At 69.4% G+C, this 16440-nt stretch carries 17 protein-coding genes; 5 read left to right on the forward strand and 12 right to left on the reverse strand.

Translation table 11 applies throughout. The annotated features are described in order from the left end of the window. Positions 1-53 precede the first annotated feature (53 nt). The 6 genes from ACFVVM_RS10870 to ACFVVM_RS10895 form a co-directional block, all read right to left on the reverse strand. Positions 54-509, reverse strand: coding sequence for a MaoC family dehydratase (locus tag ACFVVM_RS10870; protein WP_387615997.1), 456 nt, complete (start codon positions 507-509; stop codon positions 54-56). Next, entirely contained in the window at positions 506-1999 is a 1494-nt protein-coding gene (locus ACFVVM_RS10875; RefSeq protein WP_387615999.1) for a long-chain fatty acid--CoA ligase, read from the reverse strand. The genes ACFVVM_RS10870 and ACFVVM_RS10875 overlap by 4 nt, the downstream gene beginning before the upstream one ends. A gap of 159 nt (positions 2000-2158) precedes the next feature. Then, positions 2159-3358, reverse strand: coding sequence for a 3-oxoadipyl-CoA thiolase (pcaF, locus tag ACFVVM_RS10880; protein ID WP_387616001.1), 1200 nt, complete (start codon positions 3356-3358; stop codon positions 2159-2161). Further along, positions 3355-4512: an acyl-CoA dehydrogenase family protein gene (locus ACFVVM_RS10885; protein WP_387616003.1), complete on the reverse strand. Its 1158-nt coding sequence runs from the start codon at positions 4510-4512 to the stop codon at positions 3355-3357. The genes pcaF and ACFVVM_RS10885 overlap by 4 nt, the downstream gene beginning before the upstream one ends. A gap of 14 nt (positions 4513-4526) precedes the next feature. Further along, positions 4527-5276: a 3-oxoacyl-ACP reductase FabG gene (gene fabG / locus ACFVVM_RS10890; protein WP_387616005.1), complete on the reverse strand. Its 750-nt coding sequence runs from the start codon at positions 5274-5276 to the stop codon at positions 4527-4529. Between the two features lie 16 nt (positions 5277-5292). After that, on the reverse strand, positions 5293-6444 hold the full coding sequence (locus ACFVVM_RS10895; RefSeq protein ID WP_387616008.1) for an acyl-CoA dehydrogenase family protein: 1152 nt from the start codon (positions 6442-6444) through the stop codon (positions 5293-5295). Positions 6445-6559: 115 nt separating this feature from the next. Between ACFVVM_RS10895 and ACFVVM_RS10900 the strand changes: the two genes are divergently transcribed. Beyond that, positions 6560-7192 (forward strand): TetR/AcrR family transcriptional regulator, encoded by a 633-nt coding sequence (locus ACFVVM_RS10900; protein ID WP_387616010.1) that lies wholly within the window; start codon positions 6560-6562, stop codon positions 7190-7192. 91 nt (positions 7193-7283) lie between these two features. Here the strand turns inward: ACFVVM_RS10900 and pafA are convergent, their stop codons facing one another. From pafA to dop, 5 genes are all read right to left on the reverse strand, one after another. Then, the gene (gene pafA / locus ACFVVM_RS10905) at positions 7284-8642 is read right to left on the reverse strand and encodes a Pup--protein ligase (protein WP_302872967.1); all 1359 of its coding nucleotides are present in this window, start codon (positions 8640-8642) and stop codon (positions 7284-7286) included. A gap of 164 nt (positions 8643-8806) precedes the next feature. Continuing rightward, positions 8807-9577, reverse strand: a complete 771-nt coding sequence (gene prcA / locus ACFVVM_RS10910; RefSeq protein WP_387616013.1) for a proteasome subunit alpha — start codon at positions 9575-9577, stop codon at positions 8807-8809. After that, positions 9574-10413, reverse strand: coding sequence for a proteasome subunit beta (gene prcB / locus ACFVVM_RS10915; protein WP_387616015.1), 840 nt, complete (start codon positions 10411-10413; stop codon positions 9574-9576). The genes prcA and prcB overlap by 4 nt, the downstream gene beginning before the upstream one ends. Then, positions 10410-10604 carry a ubiquitin-like protein Pup gene (locus ACFVVM_RS10920; protein WP_043652918.1) on the reverse strand — a complete coding sequence of 65 codons (195 nt, stop codon included), beginning with the start codon at positions 10602-10604 and terminating at the stop codon, positions 10410-10412. Before ACFVVM_RS10920 ends, prcB begins: the two co-directional genes overlap by 4 nt. 118 nt (positions 10605-10722) lie before the next feature. Continuing rightward, the gene (gene dop, locus ACFVVM_RS10925; RefSeq protein ID WP_071927656.1) at positions 10723-12222 is read right to left on the reverse strand and encodes a depupylase/deamidase Dop; all 1500 of its coding nucleotides are present in this window, start codon (positions 12220-12222) and stop codon (positions 10723-10725) included. A 136-nt stretch (positions 12223-12358) separates the two neighbouring features. On the opposite strand from dop, the gene ACFVVM_RS10930 reads away from it, so the two are divergent. Beyond that, on the forward strand, positions 12359-13546 hold the full coding sequence (locus ACFVVM_RS10930) for a DUF418 domain-containing protein (RefSeq protein ID WP_387616020.1): 1188 nt from the start codon (positions 12359-12361) through the stop codon (positions 13544-13546). A gap of 7 nt (positions 13547-13553) precedes the next feature. On the opposite strand, the gene ACFVVM_RS10935 is transcribed toward ACFVVM_RS10930, so the two are convergent. Continuing rightward, positions 13554-14285 (reverse strand): TetR/AcrR family transcriptional regulator, encoded by a 732-nt coding sequence (locus tag ACFVVM_RS10935; RefSeq protein ID WP_387616023.1) that lies wholly within the window; start codon positions 14283-14285, stop codon positions 13554-13556. 178 nt (positions 14286-14463) lie between these two features. Here ACFVVM_RS10935 and ACFVVM_RS10940 point away from each other — a divergent pair, with 178 nt between their 5' ends. From ACFVVM_RS10940 to ACFVVM_RS10950, 3 genes are all read left to right on the forward strand, one after another. Further along, the gene (locus ACFVVM_RS10940) at positions 14464-14763 is read left to right on the forward strand and encodes a DUF6412 domain-containing protein (protein WP_387616025.1); all 300 of its coding nucleotides are present in this window, start codon (positions 14464-14466) and stop codon (positions 14761-14763) included. Between the two features lie 94 nt (positions 14764-14857). Further along, positions 14858-15745, forward strand: a complete 888-nt coding sequence (gene yidC, locus ACFVVM_RS10945; RefSeq protein WP_387616028.1) for a membrane protein insertase YidC — start codon at positions 14858-14860, stop codon at positions 15743-15745. A gap of 148 nt (positions 15746-15893) precedes the next feature. Then, the gene (locus ACFVVM_RS10950) at positions 15894-16433 is read left to right on the forward strand and encodes an NUDIX domain-containing protein (protein WP_387616030.1); all 540 of its coding nucleotides are present in this window, start codon (positions 15894-15896) and stop codon (positions 16431-16433) included. Positions 16434-16440: the final 7 nt, after the last annotated feature.

Genomic DNA, 16440 nt, shown 5'->3' on the forward strand with positions numbered 1-16440 from the left:
GCGCCACCTCCACCGCGCGTCGGCGCATGGTTGCGCGGGGGTGGTCGGCCGGTTCAGCGCAGATAGCGGGCGATGGCGTCGGCGACGCAGGCCGGGCGGGCCGCGCCCTCGAGTTCGATGGTGACGCGGCGGTGCGCCTGGACACCGCCTGCCACGTCGGTGACCTCGGTGAGGGTGACGTGGCCGCGGATCCTGCTGTCGACCGGCACCGGGGTCAGGAATCGCACCTTGTCCAGGCCGTAGTTGATCGCCGCGCTCGCCGCGCGCACGGTCATCACCTGCTGGGTGATCGGCACCATCAGCGACAGCGTGAGGAATCCGTGCGCGATGGTCGTGCCGTACGGCCCGTCGGCGGCGCGGGCCGGGTCGACGTGGATCCACTGGTGATCGCCGGTGGCCTCGGCGAACCGGTCGATGCGGTCCTGGTCGATCGTGATCCAGTCGCTGGGCCCCAGTTCGGTGCCGACCGCGGCACGCAGCGCCTCGAAATCGGTGAAATCGGTGGTCATGCGGTTCCTCCGAAGCGTTGGCGCAGTGCGCGTTTGAGTACTTTGTGGGTGGGTCCGAGCGGGAGTTCGGTGACGAACTCGACGCGGCGCGGGTACTTGTACCGGGCGAGGTGTCGCTTGCCGAAGTCGATCACCTCCGGCGCGGTGAGTTCCCCGTCCGGGACGACCACGGCCACGATCTCCTCACCGTAGTGTTCGTCGGGCACCCCGATCACCGCCACCTGCGCGATCCGCGGGTGTCGTACGAGGGCCGCCTCCACTTCGGTCGGATACACGTTGAACCCGCCGCGCAGGATCATCTCCTTGATCCGGTCGACGATGCGCACCCGGCCGGTTTCGTCGCGCACGCCCAGGTCGCCGGTGCGGAACCAGCCGTCGAGCACGGCCGCGGCGGTCGCTTCCGGCCTGCCGGTGTAGCCGCTGAACACGTTGTGCCCGCGGACGACGACCTCCCCGGTCTCCCCCACCGGGAGCAACACGATCCGGTCGGCGATCGCGGGGTCGGCGATCTCGACGTCGACACCCCACACCGGATGCCCGACGGTGCCCGCCTCGGTGCCGTAGATCGGCTGGTTCACCGCCGCGGTCGGTGAGGTCTCCGACAGGCCGTAGCCCTCCAGCACCGGTGCGCCGTAGAGCTTCTCGAACTCCTCGAGCACCGCGACCGGTAGTGCCGCGCCGCCACTGATACACAGTTTCAGTGCGGGCAAGGCGGGCGCGTCGGCGGCGGCCTCGATCAGGGCGCGGTACATGGTGGGCACCCCGTGGAAGAGGTTCACCTTCTCCGCAGCCATCAGCGCGACCGCCTTGGCCGCGTCGAATCTGGGCTGCAACACCAGCGTCCCGCCGACCCGCCAGTGCGAGTTCATCGACACCGTCTGCCCGAAGACGTGGAACAGCGGCAGGGCCCCGAGGGCGATGTCGTCGCGGTGGATCTCGTTGGCGTCGAAGGTGTTCACCGTCGCGCACATGACCATGTTGAGGTGACTGAGCTCGGCGCCCTTGGGGGTGCCGGTGGTGCCGCTGGTGTAGAAGACGACAGCGGTGTCGAGTGGGCCGCGCGCGACGAACGTGGCGATCGGTTCGCCGACGAGGTCTTCCGGTGCGACGACATCGATGCCCGCGGCCCGCGCGGCTTCGGCACCGGTGGCGGCGACCTGTCGATGGCAGATCAGCAGCGAAGCACCGCTGTCGCGCAGCACGTACTCCATCTCGGGCGCGGTCAACAGCAGGTGCACCGGCACGACGGTCGCGCCCGCCGCCAGGATCGCGAAGTAGGCGCGCGGGAAGTCGGCGGTGTTGGGACACAGCAGCGCCACCCGATCACCGGGCCGCACGCCCCGAGCGACCAGCGCCCCGGCTTGTTCGCGGGCCTGCCGCCAGAGATCGGCGAAGGTGATGCGGGATTCGCCTTCGATCAGCGCGAGATGATCCGGTCGGCGCCGGGCGGGTTCGGCGAGAATGCTCGCCAGGGAGAGAGTGGCGTTCATCGGTGTTCCTAGGGTTCGACGGCGATGGCGAGGTGATCCGGGTGCCCCGAGCGACCGAGGTGCGGCCTGGTTCGCGAGGTGGTCGAGATCCGGGGCGCCGGATCGATGGTCAGCGGATGCGCTGGCGAGGCTTTCACGGAGGTGGCGTGCGGTTCGCCGCTAGCGCTCGAGGTGCACGGCCAGGCCTTGGCCGACGCCGACGCACAGTGTGACGACGGCGTGGTGGGCGTCGCGGTCGGCGAGTTCGAGGGCGGCGGTGAGGGTCAGGCGGGCGCCGCTGGCGCCGAGGGGGTGGCCCAGGGCGATCGCGCCGCCGTTGGGGTTCACGTGTTCGGCGTCGTCGGGAAGTCCGAGGCCGCGCAGTACGGCCAGGGATTGGGCGGCAAAGGCTTCGTTGAGTTCGATGACGTCGATGTCACCGATGCCGAGACCTGTTCGGGCGAGCAGTTTTTCGACGGCGGGCACCGGGCCGATGCCCATGGTTCGTGGGGGCACACCGGCGGCGGTCACCGTGCCGACGCGGGCCAGTGGAGTCAGGCCGTAGCGGCGCACCGCCTGCTCGGAGGCCAGCAGCAGCGCGGCGGCGCCGTCGTTGATTCCCGAGGAGTTGCCCGCGGTGATCGAACCGTCCGCGACCACCGGGCGCAGGGCTGCCAGCGCGTCGATACTGGTCGCGCGCGGGTGTTCATCGCGGTCGACCAGTACCGGCTCGCCGCGACGCTGCGGTACCGGCACCGCCACGATCTCCCGGGCGAGGCGACCCCGCGCGATCGCCGCCGCGGCCCGCTCCTGCGAGCGCAGCGCGAACGCGTCCTGATCGGCCCGGTCGATGCCGTGTTCGTCGGCGACGTGCTGGGCGGTCTCGGGCATCGAGTCGGTGCCGTACTGCTCGCGCATGCGCGGGTTCACCAACCGCCAGCCGAGAGTGGTGTCGGCCAGCTGACCCGAACGATCCCAGGGCGCACCGGTTTTCGGCAGCACGTAGGGTGCCCGGGTCATCGACTCGACCCCACCGGCGATCACCAGGTCGGCGTCACCGACCCGGATCGCCCTGGCCGCCTGACCGACCGCGTCCAACCCCGACGCGCACAACCGGTTCACGGTGACACCGGGCACGGTCACCGGCAGCCCCGCCAGCAACGCCGCCATCCGGGCGACATTGCGGTTGTCCTCGCCTGCCTGGTTGGCGCACCCCACCACCACATCGTCGACCGCTCCGAAGTCCACGCCCGGCAGCCGCGCGACCAGGGCGGCGATCACGTGTGCCGCCAGGTCGTCGGGCCGCACGGCGGCCAGCGCACCGCCGTACCGGCCGAACGGCGTGCGCACACCGTCGACCAGGTAGGCCACGCCGCTCACAGGCCCATGTCCTTGGCGATGATCATCTTCATCACCTCGCTGGTGCCGCCGTAGATCCGGTTGACCCGGTTGTCGGCGTACAGGCGCGCCACGGGGTACTCGTTGATGTAGCCGTACCCGCCGTGCAGTTGCAGGCAGCGGTCGATCACCCGGGAGGCCATCTCGGTGCAGAACAGTTTGGCCGAAGCGGCGTCGGCGGGAGTCAACTCGCCACGGTCGAGTGCTTCCAGTGCCCGGTCGACCACGGCTTCGGCGGCGTCGACCTCGGCGCGACAGGCCGCCAGTTCGAACTTGGTGTTCTGGAAGTTCGCCACCGGCTGCCCGAACACCGAACGGCCCCTGGTGTAGTCGAGCGCGAACCGGATCGCCGACTTGGCCTGCGCGTAGGCGCCGACCGCGATGGACAGCCGCTCCTGCGGGAGATTCTGGCCGAGGTAGGAGAACCCCTTGTGCGCCTCGCCGAGCAGGTCGGTCACCGGCACTCGCACGTCGGTGAAGGACAGTTCCGCGGTGTCGGAAACCTTGAGTCCCAGCTTGTCGAGCTTGCGGCCCACGCCGTATCCGGGCAGCGAGGTGTCGACCACCAGCAGCGAGATGCCGTGGCGGCGATCGGATTCGGTGGCGGGTGCGGTGCGGGCGCACACGATCACCCGGTCGGCCTGCACACCGCCGGTGATGAAGGTCTTGGCGCCGTTGAGCACGTAGTGCGTGCCGTCCTCGGAAAGCTGTGCGGTGGTGCGCATTCCGGCCAGGTCCGACCCAGTGCCCGGTTCGGTCATCGCGATGGCGAACATCAACTCACCGGAGACGAACCCGGGCAGCCACCGCTGCTTCTGCTCCTCGGTGGCCAAGGATTTCAGGTACGGCAGACACAGGCCGACGTGCACGCCCGACCCGCCGAACGACACTCCGGCCCTGGCGGTCTCCTCGATCAGCACCGCCTGGAACTTGAACGAATCGATCCCGGCGCCGCCGTACTCCTCGGGCACCTCGATCCCGAAGACACCCAGCTCGGCCAGGGTGCGGTAGAACTCGCGCGGTACGATGCCCGCCTCGTACCACTGGTCGTACACGGGCACGACCTGCGATTCGACGAACGCGCGCACCGTCTTGCGGAACGCCTCGTGCTCATCGGTGAAAACTGTTCGCTGCATGGGATTCTCCCGATTCAGAGACGGCGTCCGCCGTCGACGTACACGGTCTGGCCGGTGACGAATCCGGCGTCGTCGGAGGCGAGGAACGCGACCACGTTGGCGATGTCGGCCGGTTGCCCGACCCGGCGCAACGGGGTGATCTCGGCGGTCTTGGCCTGCAGTTCCTCGGCGCTGACCCCGACCCGCGCCGCGGTGGCCGCGGTCATCTCGGTGGCGATGAAACCGGGGGCCACCGCGTTGACCCGGATGCCGAACGGCCCGAGCTCCATGGCCAGCGTGCGGGTGAAGCCCTGGATGCCCGCCTTGGCGGCGGCGTAGTTGGCCTGGCCGCGGTTGCCCAGCGCCGAAACGCTCGAGGTGTTCACGATCGCGCCGCCGTGCTCGAGCATGTGCTTCTGGGCGGCCCGGCTGCACAGGAACGCGCCACGCAGGTGCACCGACAGCACGGTGTCCCAGTCCTGCACCGACATCTTGAACAGCAGGTTGTCGCGCAGCACGCCCGCGTTGTTCACCAATACATCGAGCGAGCCGAGGTCGGCCACCGTCCGGGCGACCGCCGCCGCCACCGAATCCTCGTCGGCCACATCGCAGCCGATCCCGATCGCGATGCCGCCCCCGGCATTGATCTTGCCCGCGGTCAGCACGGCGGCGTCGGCGTCGAGGTCGACGACGGCCACGGCGTATCCGTCGGCGGCCAGCCGGGTCGCGGTGGCCGCGCCGATGCCGCGGGCGGCGCCGGTGACGAACGCTGTTCTCCTGGTCATGATTCGAACTCCTGTGTCAGACAATGGCGTTCACGCCGGTGAGGGCGCGGCCGATGAGCAGTTTCTGGATCTGGGTGGTGCCCTCGTAGAGGGTCAGCACGCGCGCGTCGCGCAGGTACTTGGCGACGGGATACTCGTCGATGTAGCCGTAGCCGCCGAACACCTGGATGGCATTGTTGGCCGCCTTGACCGCGGCCTCGGAGGCGAACAGCTTGGCCATCGACGCGGCGGTGCCGAACGGCTCGCCCCGGTCGACGAGATCGGCGGTGCGCCAGGCGAGCAACCGCGCGGCGTCGGTCTCGACCGCGATGTCGGCGAGCAGTTCCTGGACCAGCTGATAGCCCGCGATCGGCTTGCCGAACTGTTCGCGTTCCCCGGCGTAGCGCACCGCGGCCTCGAGACAGGCGCGCGCCAGCCCGACACAGCCCGCCGCTACACCCATGCGGCCCTTGTCCAGCGCCGCCATCGCGATGCGGAAACCCTGGCCGAGATCACCGAGGCGCAGGGCATCGGGCACCCGCACCCGGTCGAGGACCAGTTCGGCGGTCGCCTGGCCGCGCAGACCGAGCTTGCCCTTGATCTCGGTCCGGCCGAATCCGGGCGCATCGGTGGGGACGAGAAACGCGGTGACCCCCTTCGGACCCGGGCCCCCGGTCCGCGCGAACACCAGGGCGACATCGGCCCAGGTGCCGTTGGTGATGAAGATCTTGGTGCCGTCGATGATCCAGTCCGACCCGTCGCGGGTGGCCCGGGAGATCAGGTTCGCGGCATCGGAGCCGGTGCCCGGCTCGGTGAGCGCGAAGCACCCGAGCTGTTCCCCCGCACACAGCGGCGGCAGGAACCGGCGCTTCTGCTCCTCGGTGCCGTACGCGGCGATCGACTTGCCGACCAGCCCCAGCGAGACCGACACGATGCCACGCACCGCGCTGTCGCCGCGGCCGAGCTCCTCGAGCAGCAGGCAGTAGTCGAGCGCGTCGCCGCCGGACCCGCCGTACTGCTCGTCGATCCCGATCCCGAGGAAGCCCAGCGCGCCGAGCTTGCCCACGATCGCCGGATCGACCGACTCGTCCCGATCCCACTGCGCCGCGAACGGAACGACTTCCCTGTCCACCCAGGTGCGGGCGAGGTCGCGCAGATCGCTCTGCGCCGAGGTGAGTTGGAGATCCATGCAGCCGCTCCTGAACCGAACGTCGTTAGGTTTACTCGGGCACCGTATCCTAACGATGTTCGGTTTATCAAGAGTCGGTGATACCGTTCGAATCCCGACCGGAGAGGAGTCGCGCATGGCGAGGCCGCGCGTACCGCTGTTGAGCCGCGAGCGCATTCGCGAGGCGGCGCTCGCCCTGATCGACCGCGACGGCCTGGCCGAGGTCTCCATGCGCAAGCTCGCCGCCGAACTCGGCGTCCAGGCGGCCTCGCTCTACGGCCACTACCCGAACAAGGACGACCTGCTCGACGACATCGCCACCGGCGTCATGAGCCACGTCGACACCTCGGCCTTCGACACCGCCGGCTGGGCCGAGGCGCTGGCCGCCTGGGCGCGCAGCTACCGGTCGGCGCTGGTCGCGCACCCGAATCTCGTGCCCTATCTGGCCGCCGGACCGGGCAGGCGGGCCGAGAACCTGCGCGCCGCCGACGCCGTGCACGGCGGTCTGGTCGGCGCGGGCTGGCCGCCGCGCTACGCGACGATGATCGGCGCGGCCACCCGCTACCTGGTGATGGGTTCCACGGTCGGCTCGTTCGCGGGTGGCTTCGCCGACGACGTGCAGGTCTACCGCGATCGCTACCCGCACCTGAACCAGGCGCACCTGCTGCGCGCGGTCGCCGAGGAGATCGACGACGACAGCTTCGAACTGGCCCTGACGTCGTTCATCGCCGGTCTGGCGGCCACCTACGCGACCGTGGTGACCGGCTGACCGGCCCCACACACGACGAAACCGGTGGGGCCTACGCGATCGCTCCCTCGCACCACCGGTCTCGTCGGATCCCCCCGTCCAGGGGGTACGCCTACATCGAGGCGATCAGCCGGTCGACGCGTTCGTCGACCGAGCGGAACGGATCCTTGCACAGCACGGTGCGCTGGGCCTGATCGTTCAGCTTGAGGTGCACCCAGTCGACGGTGAAGTCACGCCCCGCCTCCTGGGCGGCGGTGATGAAGTCACCGCGCAGCTTGGCGCGGGTGGTCTGCGGCGGGGTGTCCACCGCGGCGTCGACGGCGTCGTCCTCGGTGATCCGCTTGGCCAGGCCCTTGCGCTGCAGCAGGTCGAACACGCCCCGACCACGCTTGATGTCGTGATAGGCGAGATCCAGCTGGGCGATCTTGGGATCGGACAGCTCCATGTTGTAGCGGTCCTGGTAACGCTGGAACAGCTTGCGCTTGATCACCCAGTCGATCTCGGTGTCGACCTTGGCGAAGTCCTGCGCCTCGACCGCGTCGAGGGTGCGGCCCCACAGATCCACCACGGCGTCGACCTGCGGATCGCGGTCGCGATTGCGCAGGTGCTCGACCGCGCGGGCGTAGTACTCGCGCTGGATCTCGAGCGCGCTGGCCTGCCGGCCACCGGCCAGCCGGACCGGACGACGGCCGGTCAGGTCGTGGCTGACCTCACGGATCGCGCGGATCGGATTGTCGAGGGCGAAGTCGCGGAACGAGACGCCCGCCTCGATCATCTCCAGCACCAGCGAGGCCGTGCCCACCTTGAGCATCGTCGTCGGCTCGGCCATGTTCGAGTCGCCCACGATCACGTGCAGGCGCCGGTACTTCTCGGCGTCGGCGTGCGGTTCGTCGCGGGTGTTGATGATCGGGCGCGAGCGGGTGGTCGCCGAGGAGACGCCCTCCCAGATGTGCTCGGCGCGCTGGGAGAGGCAGAACGTGGCCGCCTTGGGCGTCTGCAACACCTTGCCCGCACCGCAGATGAGCTGGCGGGTGACCAGGAACGGGAGCAACACGTCCGAGATCCGGGAGAACTCGCCGGCGCGCACCACGAGGAAGTTCTCGTGGCAGCCGTAGGAGTTGCCCGCGGAGTCGGTGTTGTTCTTGAACAGGTAGATGTCGCCGCCGATGCCTTCCTCGGCGAGCCGCTGTTCGGCGTCTATGAGCAGGTCCTCCAGAACCCGCTCGCCTGCACGGTCGTGAGTGACCAGCTGCACCAGGCTGTCGCATTCCGCGGTCGCGTACTCCGGATGTGATCCGACGTCGAGGTACAACCTGGCACCGTTGCGAAGGAAGACATTAGAGCTACGGCCCCAGGACACCACCCGGCGGAACAGGTACCGGGCCACCTCGTCGGGGGACAGCCGACGGTGACCGTGGAAGGTGCATGTCACACCGAACTCGGTCTCGATCCCCATGATTCGTCGCTGCACCTTATCGACACTACAGCCATGACCAGTACCCGCGTGGGGCTCCTGACATCGGATCTGCATACGTGTTCGCAACGATTCGGACAGCGAACGACCGGTGCGCACACGACGAGGTCGGGCCCGTGAACCGGAGCGGTTCGCGGGCCCGACCATGATCGTGACGGCGGTTACTCTTCCGCGTCGTCCTCGGGCTCGGGCAGCGTCGCCTCGGTCGTCGGTTTCGCCGCCGCCGTGGCACCCAGTGCCTGCTCAAGGGCCAGGCCCTGCAACCGGCGGAACGCCCGCCGCGGCCGCGCCTGCTCGAGCGTGGCCACCTCGAGCGAGGAGACCCCGAGCGAGCGCTTGTCCTTGTCGGCCTCGGGCTGACCGGCCTGCAGCGCGCCGATGGCCACCTTCAACGCGTCGTCCAGGGACAGACCCGCGCTGTAGGTGGACTTGAGCGCGTTCAGGATCGGCTCGGTGGTCCCGCCCATCACGACGTACTCGCGTTCGTCGACGATGGATCCGTCGAAGGTGATCCGGTACAGCACCGAGGTCGGCGCCTGCTCCGGATAGCCCACCTCGGCCACGCAGATCTCCACCTCGAACGGCTTGAGCTGATCGGTGAAGATCGACCCCAGGTTCTGGGCGTAGAGGTTGGCCAGCCCACGACCGGTGACATCGCGCCGGTCGTACTGGTAGCCCTTGAGATCGGCCTGCAGGATGCCGCCTCGGCGCAGGGCCTCGAACTCGTTGTACTTGCCCACCGAGGCGAACCCGATGCGGTCGTAGAGTTCACTGACCTTGTGCAGGGTCGCCGAGGGGTTCTCGGCGACGAACAGCACGCCCTTGTCGTAGACCAGCACGATCACGCTGCGACCTCGACCGATGCCCTTGCGGGCTAGCTCGGTCTTGTCGCGCATGATCTGCTCGGCAGACGCGTAGTACGGCAGCGTCATGCGTCGGCACCCCCGTTCTGTTCGGCCTCGCGCTCGGCGATGATCGCCGCGGCGACCGCACCCAGCCGCTCGTCGGTCACCTCGACCGCGCCCTCGGCGTCGATCAGCACCACGGTCGGGTAGATCCCGCGCAATGCGTCGGGACCGCCGGTGGCGGTGTCGTCGTCGGCGGCGTCCACCAGCGACTCCACCGCGATCCGCAGGGCCCGCTCCTGGTCGAGGCCGTGCCGGTAGGTCTTCTTGAGCGAGGACTTGGCGAAGGTCGAGCCGGAGCCGACCGCGGTGTAGCCGAACCGTTCCTCGCTACGCGAACCGACCACGTCGTAGGACACGATCCGCCCGGCCCGGTCGGGGTCGGTGACCTGGTCGTCGAAGCCGACGAGCAGCGGAATGACCGCCAGCCCCTGCATGGCGGCGGGCAGGTTGTCGCGCACCATCCGCGCCAGCTTGTTGGCCTTGCCGTCGAAGGTCAGGGAGACGCCTTCGATCTTCTCGTAGTGCTCGAGCTCCACCGCGAACAACCGCACCATCTCGACGGCGAGGCCCGCGGTACCCGCGATGCCCGCCGCCGAGAAGGTGTCGGTGATGTAGACCTTCTCCATGTCGCGTGAGGCCACCAGGTTGCCCTGGGTGGCGCGCCGATCACCCGCGATCAGCACGCCGCCGCGATAGCTGACCGCGACGATCGTCGTGCCGTGCGGCGCGAAATCGGCGGTCAATTCGGAGGCACCGAACCTGTTGCCGGGCAACAGGTCCGGTGCGTGCATCCGCAGGTGTTCGGTGAACGAGGAGAGAGCCTGCCCCGCGTGGAGGCGCAACGGATCACCTGGGGTCACTGGCCGCCCTTCTGCACATATGCCCGCACGAAGTCCTCGGCGTTCTCCTCGAGCACGTCATCGATCTCGTCGAGCAGGTCGTCGGTCTCCTCCGCGAGCTTCTCGCGGCGCTCCTGCCCTGCCGCGTCGGCGCCCTCGGGACCCTCGTCCTCGTCGCCACCCCCGGCGCGCTTGGTCTGCTCTTGTGCCATGGCAGCCGACCTCCTCTTCCTCATCACATGTTCGTGCTCGTCCCTCAACCCTACCGAGCGGATCCGACAAGATGGTCTATTAGCGATCGGATTGTCGCCCGGTCGTGCCCGGACCCGGTCAGTGCGTGAGCTGTTCGACCAACTCGGCGGCGGACTCCGCGGCGTCGAGCAGCTTGCCGACGTGCGCTTTCGTGCCGCGACGGGGCTCGAGGGTGGGGATGCGCACCAGCGAATCGCCCCCGAGATCGAAGATCACCGAATCCCAACTGGCGGCGGCGATGTCGGCGCCGAATCGGCGCAGGCACTCACCGCGGAAGTAGGCGCGGGTGTCGGTGGGCGGATTGGTCATCGCGTCGAGCACGTCCTGCTCGCTGACGAGCCGTTTCATCGACCCACGCGCCACCAGGCGGTTGTAGAGGCCCTTGTCCAAGCGCACATCGGAGTACTGCAGGTCCATCAGATGCAGTTTCGGCGCGGCCCAGCCCAGGCCCTCGCGGCTGCGCATGCCCTCGAGCAGGCGCAGCTTGGCCGGCCAGTCGAGCAGGTTGGCGCATTCCATCGGGTCGCGCTCGAGCAGGTCGAGGACCATGCCCCAGTTGTCGACGATGTCGCGCACGCGCGGGTCGTCGTTGCCCTCGCGGTGCACGAACTTGGCGACCCGCTCGTGGTAGAGCCGTTGCAGCGCAAGGCCGGTCAGCTCGCGACCGTCGGCCAGCGCGACGGTGGCGCGCAGGGTGGGGTCGTGGCTGATCTGGTGCACCGCGGTGACGGGGCGGGCCAGCTGGAATTCCGAGAGGTCCTCGCCCGCCTCGATCAGGTCCAGGACCAGCGCGGTGGTGCCGACCTTGAGGTAGGTCGACATCTCGGCCAGGTTGGCGTCGCCGATGATCACGTGCAGGCGCCGGTACTTGTCGGCGTCGGCGTGCGGTTCGTCGCGGGTGTTGATGATGCCGCGCTTGAGCGTGGTCTCCAGGCCGACCTCGACCTCGATGTAGTCGGCGCGCTGGGACAGCTGGAAGCCCGCGTGGTCGCCGGACTGGCCGATGCCGACCCGGCCGGACCCACAGATCACCTGGCGGGAGACGAAGAACGGCGTCAGGCCCGCGATGATGTGACTGAACGGGGTGTCGCGGTTCATCAGGTAGTTCTCGTGGGTGCCGTAGGAGGCGCCCTTGCCGTCGACGTTGTTCTTGTACAGCTGCAGGCGCGGGGCCCCTGGCACGCTCGAGGCGTGCCGGGCCGCGGCCTCCATCACCCGTTCGCCCGCTTTGTCCCAGATGACCGCGTCGAGCGGGTCGACGACCTCGGGCGCGGAGTACTCCGGGTGGGCGTGGTCGACGTAGAGCCGGGCGCCGTTGGTGAGGATCATGTTGGCCGCGCCGACCTCGTCGGCGTCGATCACCGGGGCGGGCCCGCTCATCCGGCTCAGGTCGAAACCACGCGCGTCACGCAGCGGGGATTCCACCTCGTAGTCCCAGCGGGTGCGCTTGGCACGCGGCACGCCCGCCGCCGCGGCATAGGCGAGAACGGCCTGCGTGGAGGTGAGGATCGGGTTGGCCGTCGGCTCCGTGGGGGTCGAGATGCCGTACTCGACCTCGATTCCGATGATGCGCTGCATGCCGTCGAGCCTAGGCGACGCGCCCGAACCGCACCGACATCTCGGTGCAGCGGGCGTTCTCCTCCTCCGAGAGGAGGACCCAGCGTGGTCCTCGTGGTCGATCCGCCGCGGGGGCGGGGCCGCCGATACTCGGAGGATGACCGAAGCCGTCGCACCCGCCGTCAGCGCCAGCACCGGCCAGCGGCCGCCGAGGATGATCGCGCTGGATGTCCTGCGCGGCATCGCGATCCTCGGCACGCTGGGCACCAACATCTGGATCTTCACCGACCCCGAGGGGATCATCGGCTACCTCGGCGGTTTCAGCGGGGCCGCCCAGACCGGCTGGGAATGGTCGGAGCGGGTGCTCCAGCAGCTGGCCCAGGGCAAGTTCCTCGGGCTGCTCACGGTGATGTTCGGCATCGGGCTGGCCATCCAGCAGGGCTCGGCCCAGCGGGCGGGCAGGCGCTGGCCGGGCGGATACCCGTGGCGGGCGGCGCTGCTGTTCCTCGACGGTCTGCTGAACTTCCTGTTCATCGCCGAGTTCGACGTGCTGATGGGCTACGCCCTGACCGGTCTCGTGGTGGCCTATCTGCTGGCGACCAGTGAGCGGGCACAGCGGCGCTGGGTGATCATCGCGGCCTCGATCCACGTGGCGATGCTGACGCTGATCGCCGCGGCCCTGGCGTTCGAACCCGCCCGCGAAGCTTCCGCCGCCGAACCGCTCGACCCGAATCCCTATGCGGACGGCTCCTTCTGGGACCTGGTGCTGTTCCGCATCGACAACGCCGCGATGTTCCGGCTGGAAGCGATCTTCGTGCTCCCGATGTCGGTGGCGCTGTTCCTGATCGGTGCCCGCCTCTACCGCGCCGGGGTGTTCCGGCCCGAGGGCGCGCGGATCCGCAAGCGGCTCATGGTGATCGGGTTCGGCGTGGCCGCGCCGGTGGATTTCGCGCTCGGCATCTTCGGTGGTGGCGATCTGATCCTGTTCACCCGCTACGGCACCGCGCCGTTCGTCGCACTGGCCATTCTGGCCGCGGTCGCGCAGTTCTACCTCGGCCGCTCGCGCGTCGGTTTCGCCGGCGCCCGGCTCACCGAGGTCGGCCGGACGGCGCTGAGCTGCTACATCCTGCAGAACCTGTTCGCCGGAATCCTCTGCTACGGCTGGGGTTTCGGGTTGGCGGCACGGGCACCGGAATCGGCGCGGGTGCCGTTCACCCTCGGCGTCTACCTGCTCGTCGTCATCGCGATCACCGTGTTCGCCCACCTGTGGCTGCGCCGTTTCGAACGCGGACCGGTCGAGTGGCTGTGGCACCGCACCTATCAGCTGGTGGCGCCGCGCGGTTGAGCCCGGCTCAGCGCAGCCGCTCCGCGGGCGGCGGTGCGGCGTCGGGGGCGACGAGCAGGTCGGCGACCAGCGAGTCGCGTTGCAGCGGGACGCCGAGGCTGCGCGCGTTGCCCTCGAACAGCGACAGCACCGATTCGGTCAGGATTCCCTGCACCTGTTCGGTGGTGAGCACCGGCTCGGGTTCGGCCCGCCAGCTGGCGACGACGCCGTCGACGAGGCCGACCATGCCGAACGCCATCGGCCGGGCGCGGGCGGGGTCGATGCCGAAGCGGGCCAGGGTGGCGGCGAACATGTCGGCCAGCTGCCCGCCGACCTCGCGCCCCGCCCCGGCCAGGGTGGCGGGTCCGCCGTCCTGGGGCGCGGCGTCACCGAGGAAACGATGCAGGTTGGGGTGGCGGTCGATCCAGCCGAGGTAGGTACCGACCGCGCCGCGCACGGCGTCCTTGAGCGTGCCGTCGGGCTGCAGGGCGGGCAGCAACTCCGCCAGCAGCAGTTCCAGGATGCGCTGGCGGGCCAGTGCGTCGAGTTCGGCGCGACCGCCCACGTGCCGGTAGACCACCGGCCGCGGCAGAGCGAGGTGTTCGGCGATGAGCTGCACCGAGATCTCGAGCCCGTGCTCCTCGATCACCTCGATGGCGGCGTCGATCATCTCGGCGCGGCGGCGGGCCTTGTGCCCGTGCCAACGGGTGGCGCGCCCGTCGCCGACGGGCTGCTCGGCCTGGGCGGATGGTGCAGTCACAGGGTCAACGATACGCGTAGCGGCTTTGACCGTGACATCATGTTCCACCAACTTTAGCGTTACCCGAAGTAACAGTTACTTGAAGTAACACTTAATGGTGGATTGGTCTCGACCGAGACGATCCATACTGTACCCGCTCGAGCCTCGTTCGTCAGCGGTGACCGGTAGGCTGCACAGCATGCACTCACGGGCAGTCGTCTTGGCGTACGCGGTCCTCGCGTGCGTCCTGCCCGCCTTCGTGCTGCTGACCGCGCCGGGCGGCGAGACCGCCCGCATGCTCGCCTTCGGTGCCGTCGCCGCGGCCATGGTGTGCACGCTGGCCGCGGTCACCACGCGCGCGCGGGTGCCCGTTCGGGGCGCCGCCGCGGGTCCACCGCGCTCGGCGCAACGGCGTCTGCGCGGTTCCTTTCTGCCACAGAGCAATCCGGACACCGCCGGTCGTCCACGTCCGCGAGCACCGGGGATCGATCACCGCTGACAGTCGTGCGCCCTCGGCGCCGCCTGTCGGAATCGCGTGATCCCGCTTCCCTTTTCGTGCGTCCGCGCACGCTCTACGGACAGGTCGTTCCGTCATGCTCGATTTCGTGTACTTCCCGGTGTCTGCCGTGCTCTGGTGCTGGCACCGACTGCTCGCTTTCCCCCTCGGCGCCGCCGACGGCCTCGCCTGGCTGCTCGCCGTGGTCGCCCTCGTCGTCACCGTCCGCGCCCTGCTGATCGTCCCCGCCGTTCGCCAGGCTCGTTCCCAGGCCAAATTACGTTCCCTGCAACCTCGGATGGACAGCATCCGGCGCAAGCATCGCGAGGATCCTCGTGCCCAGGCCGAACAGATCCGGCTGCTGCATCGCGAGCACGGCGTCAGCATGTTCGCCGGATTCGTCCCGCTGATCGCCCAGGCCCTGGTGTTCCTCGGCCTGTTCCACGTCCTGCGGTCCTTCGACCGCACCGGCGCCTACGCGGTCGGCCCGTTCACGGCCACCGACATTCCCCTCACCCCGGAGGTCAACAGCGCCACCGCCAACTATCTGTTCGGCGCCCCGGAGGTCCGCGCGTTCCTCGACGCGAGACTCTTCGGTGCCCCGCTGTCGGCGACCCTGTCCGGAGCGGGCGAGACCTTCGCCGCCGTCGCCGCACTGGCGATCCCGCTGGTGCTGATCGCGTCGCTCGCCACCCACGTCACTGCCCGCCTCACCCCGTCGACCCAGGACCGCACCGCCGCGATCATGCGAAATCTCGCGCTGTGGGTGTTCCCCGCGGGTGCGCTCATCGGCGGGGCGATTCTCCCGGTCGTGGTGCTCACCTACTTCGCGACCAACGCGGTATGGACATGCGTCCAGCAGTATCTGATCCGCCGCCTGCTCGCCGCGGAGGCGGAGGCGGAGGCGGAGGCGGCGAAGGTCACCGCGGCCGCCCGCGCCACCGCCCCGCGCCCCGGGGTGAAACCACAACGGCGCAAACGATGATCAGTCCCGGCATCGCCGCACTGCCGTGCCCATTCGTCCGCGCGACGAGAAGCAGGACGGCAAGCACCGTCCTGAAGCCCGCGCTCCATTGTCCGGCGGAGCTGGTCTGCGCCGCGCCAACGGCCCGATCCCGAGTTACCCTCGGGCGGTGTCAACGCAGCAGGAGACCGAACTACTCGCCGTGTACGACGCTGATCGCCGGGTGATCGGCCAGGCCGATCGGGGCACCGTGTACCGCGAGGGGCTCTGGCACGCGAGTGCGGGCGTGCTCGTGCGGTCCAACGACGGCCGCCGGATCTACGTGCACCGGCGCACCGACAGCAAACTCGTGTTCGCCGGGATGCACGACTGCCTGGCCGGTGGTGTGGTCGACGCGGGTGAGGTACCCGCCGCCGCGGCGATCCGGGAACTGCGCGAGGAACTCGGTATCGAGCTGCCTGCGGGCACCGTCCTGCCGGTGCTCGGGACCGTCTCCTGGGACGGCGAATGGGCGGGTACGCCGATGCGTTGTCACCTGTTCGTCTACGAGGTGCGCTCCGACGGCCCGTTCCGGCATCAGCCGTCGGAGATCGCGGACGGGTGGTGGTGGACCGACGCCGAATTACGTGCGCACCTGGACGATCCGTCCTGGCCGTTCGTTCCCGACACGAGGGTCCTGCTCGCGGATCTGCTCATCGACGACGCCTGACGCGGAA

This window comes from Nocardia sp. NPDC058176, assembly GCF_042883805.1.
Lineage (GTDB): Bacteria > Actinomycetota > Actinomycetes > Mycobacteriales > Mycobacteriaceae > Nocardia.

Bases quoted from the DNA above. Each gene is read 5' to 3' on its own strand.
- ACFVVM_RS10870 (WP_387615997.1), bottom strand. From the start codon at position 509: ATGACCACCGATTTCACCGATTTCGAGGCGCTGCGTGCCGCGGTCGGC.
- ACFVVM_RS10875 (WP_387615999.1), bottom strand. From the start codon at position 1,999: ATGAACGCCACTCTCTCCCTGGCGAGCATTCTCGCCGAACCCGCCCGG.
- ACFVVM_RS10885 (WP_387616003.1), bottom strand. From the start codon at position 4,512: ATGCAGCGAACAGTTTTCACCGATGAGCACGAGGCGTTCCGCAAGACG.
- fabG (WP_387616005.1), bottom strand. From the start codon at position 5,276: ATGACCAGGAGAACAGCGTTCGTCACCGGCGCCGCCCGCGGCATCGGC.
- ACFVVM_RS10895 (WP_387616008.1), bottom strand. From the start codon at position 6,444: ATGGATCTCCAACTCACCTCGGCGCAGAGCGATCTGCGCGACCTCGCC.
- ACFVVM_RS10900 (WP_387616010.1), top strand. From the start codon at position 6,560: ATGGCGAGGCCGCGCGTACCGCTGTTGAGCCGCGAGCGCATTCGCGAG.
- prcA (WP_387616013.1), bottom strand. From the start codon at position 9,577: ATGACGCTGCCGTACTACGCGTCTGCCGAGCAGATCATGCGCGACAAG.
- ACFVVM_RS10920 (WP_043652918.1), bottom strand. From the start codon at position 10,604: ATGGCACAAGAGCAGACCAAGCGCGCCGGGGGTGGCGACGAGGACGAG.
- dop (WP_071927656.1), bottom strand. From the start codon at position 12,222: ATGCAGCGCATCATCGGAATCGAGGTCGAGTACGGCATCTCGACCCCC.
- ACFVVM_RS10930 (WP_387616020.1), top strand. From the start codon at position 12,359: ATGACCGAAGCCGTCGCACCCGCCGTCAGCGCCAGCACCGGCCAGCGG.
- ACFVVM_RS10940 (WP_387616025.1), top strand. From the start codon at position 14,464: ATGCACTCACGGGCAGTCGTCTTGGCGTACGCGGTCCTCGCGTGCGTC.
- yidC (WP_387616028.1), top strand. From the start codon at position 14,858: ATGCTCGATTTCGTGTACTTCCCGGTGTCTGCCGTGCTCTGGTGCTGG.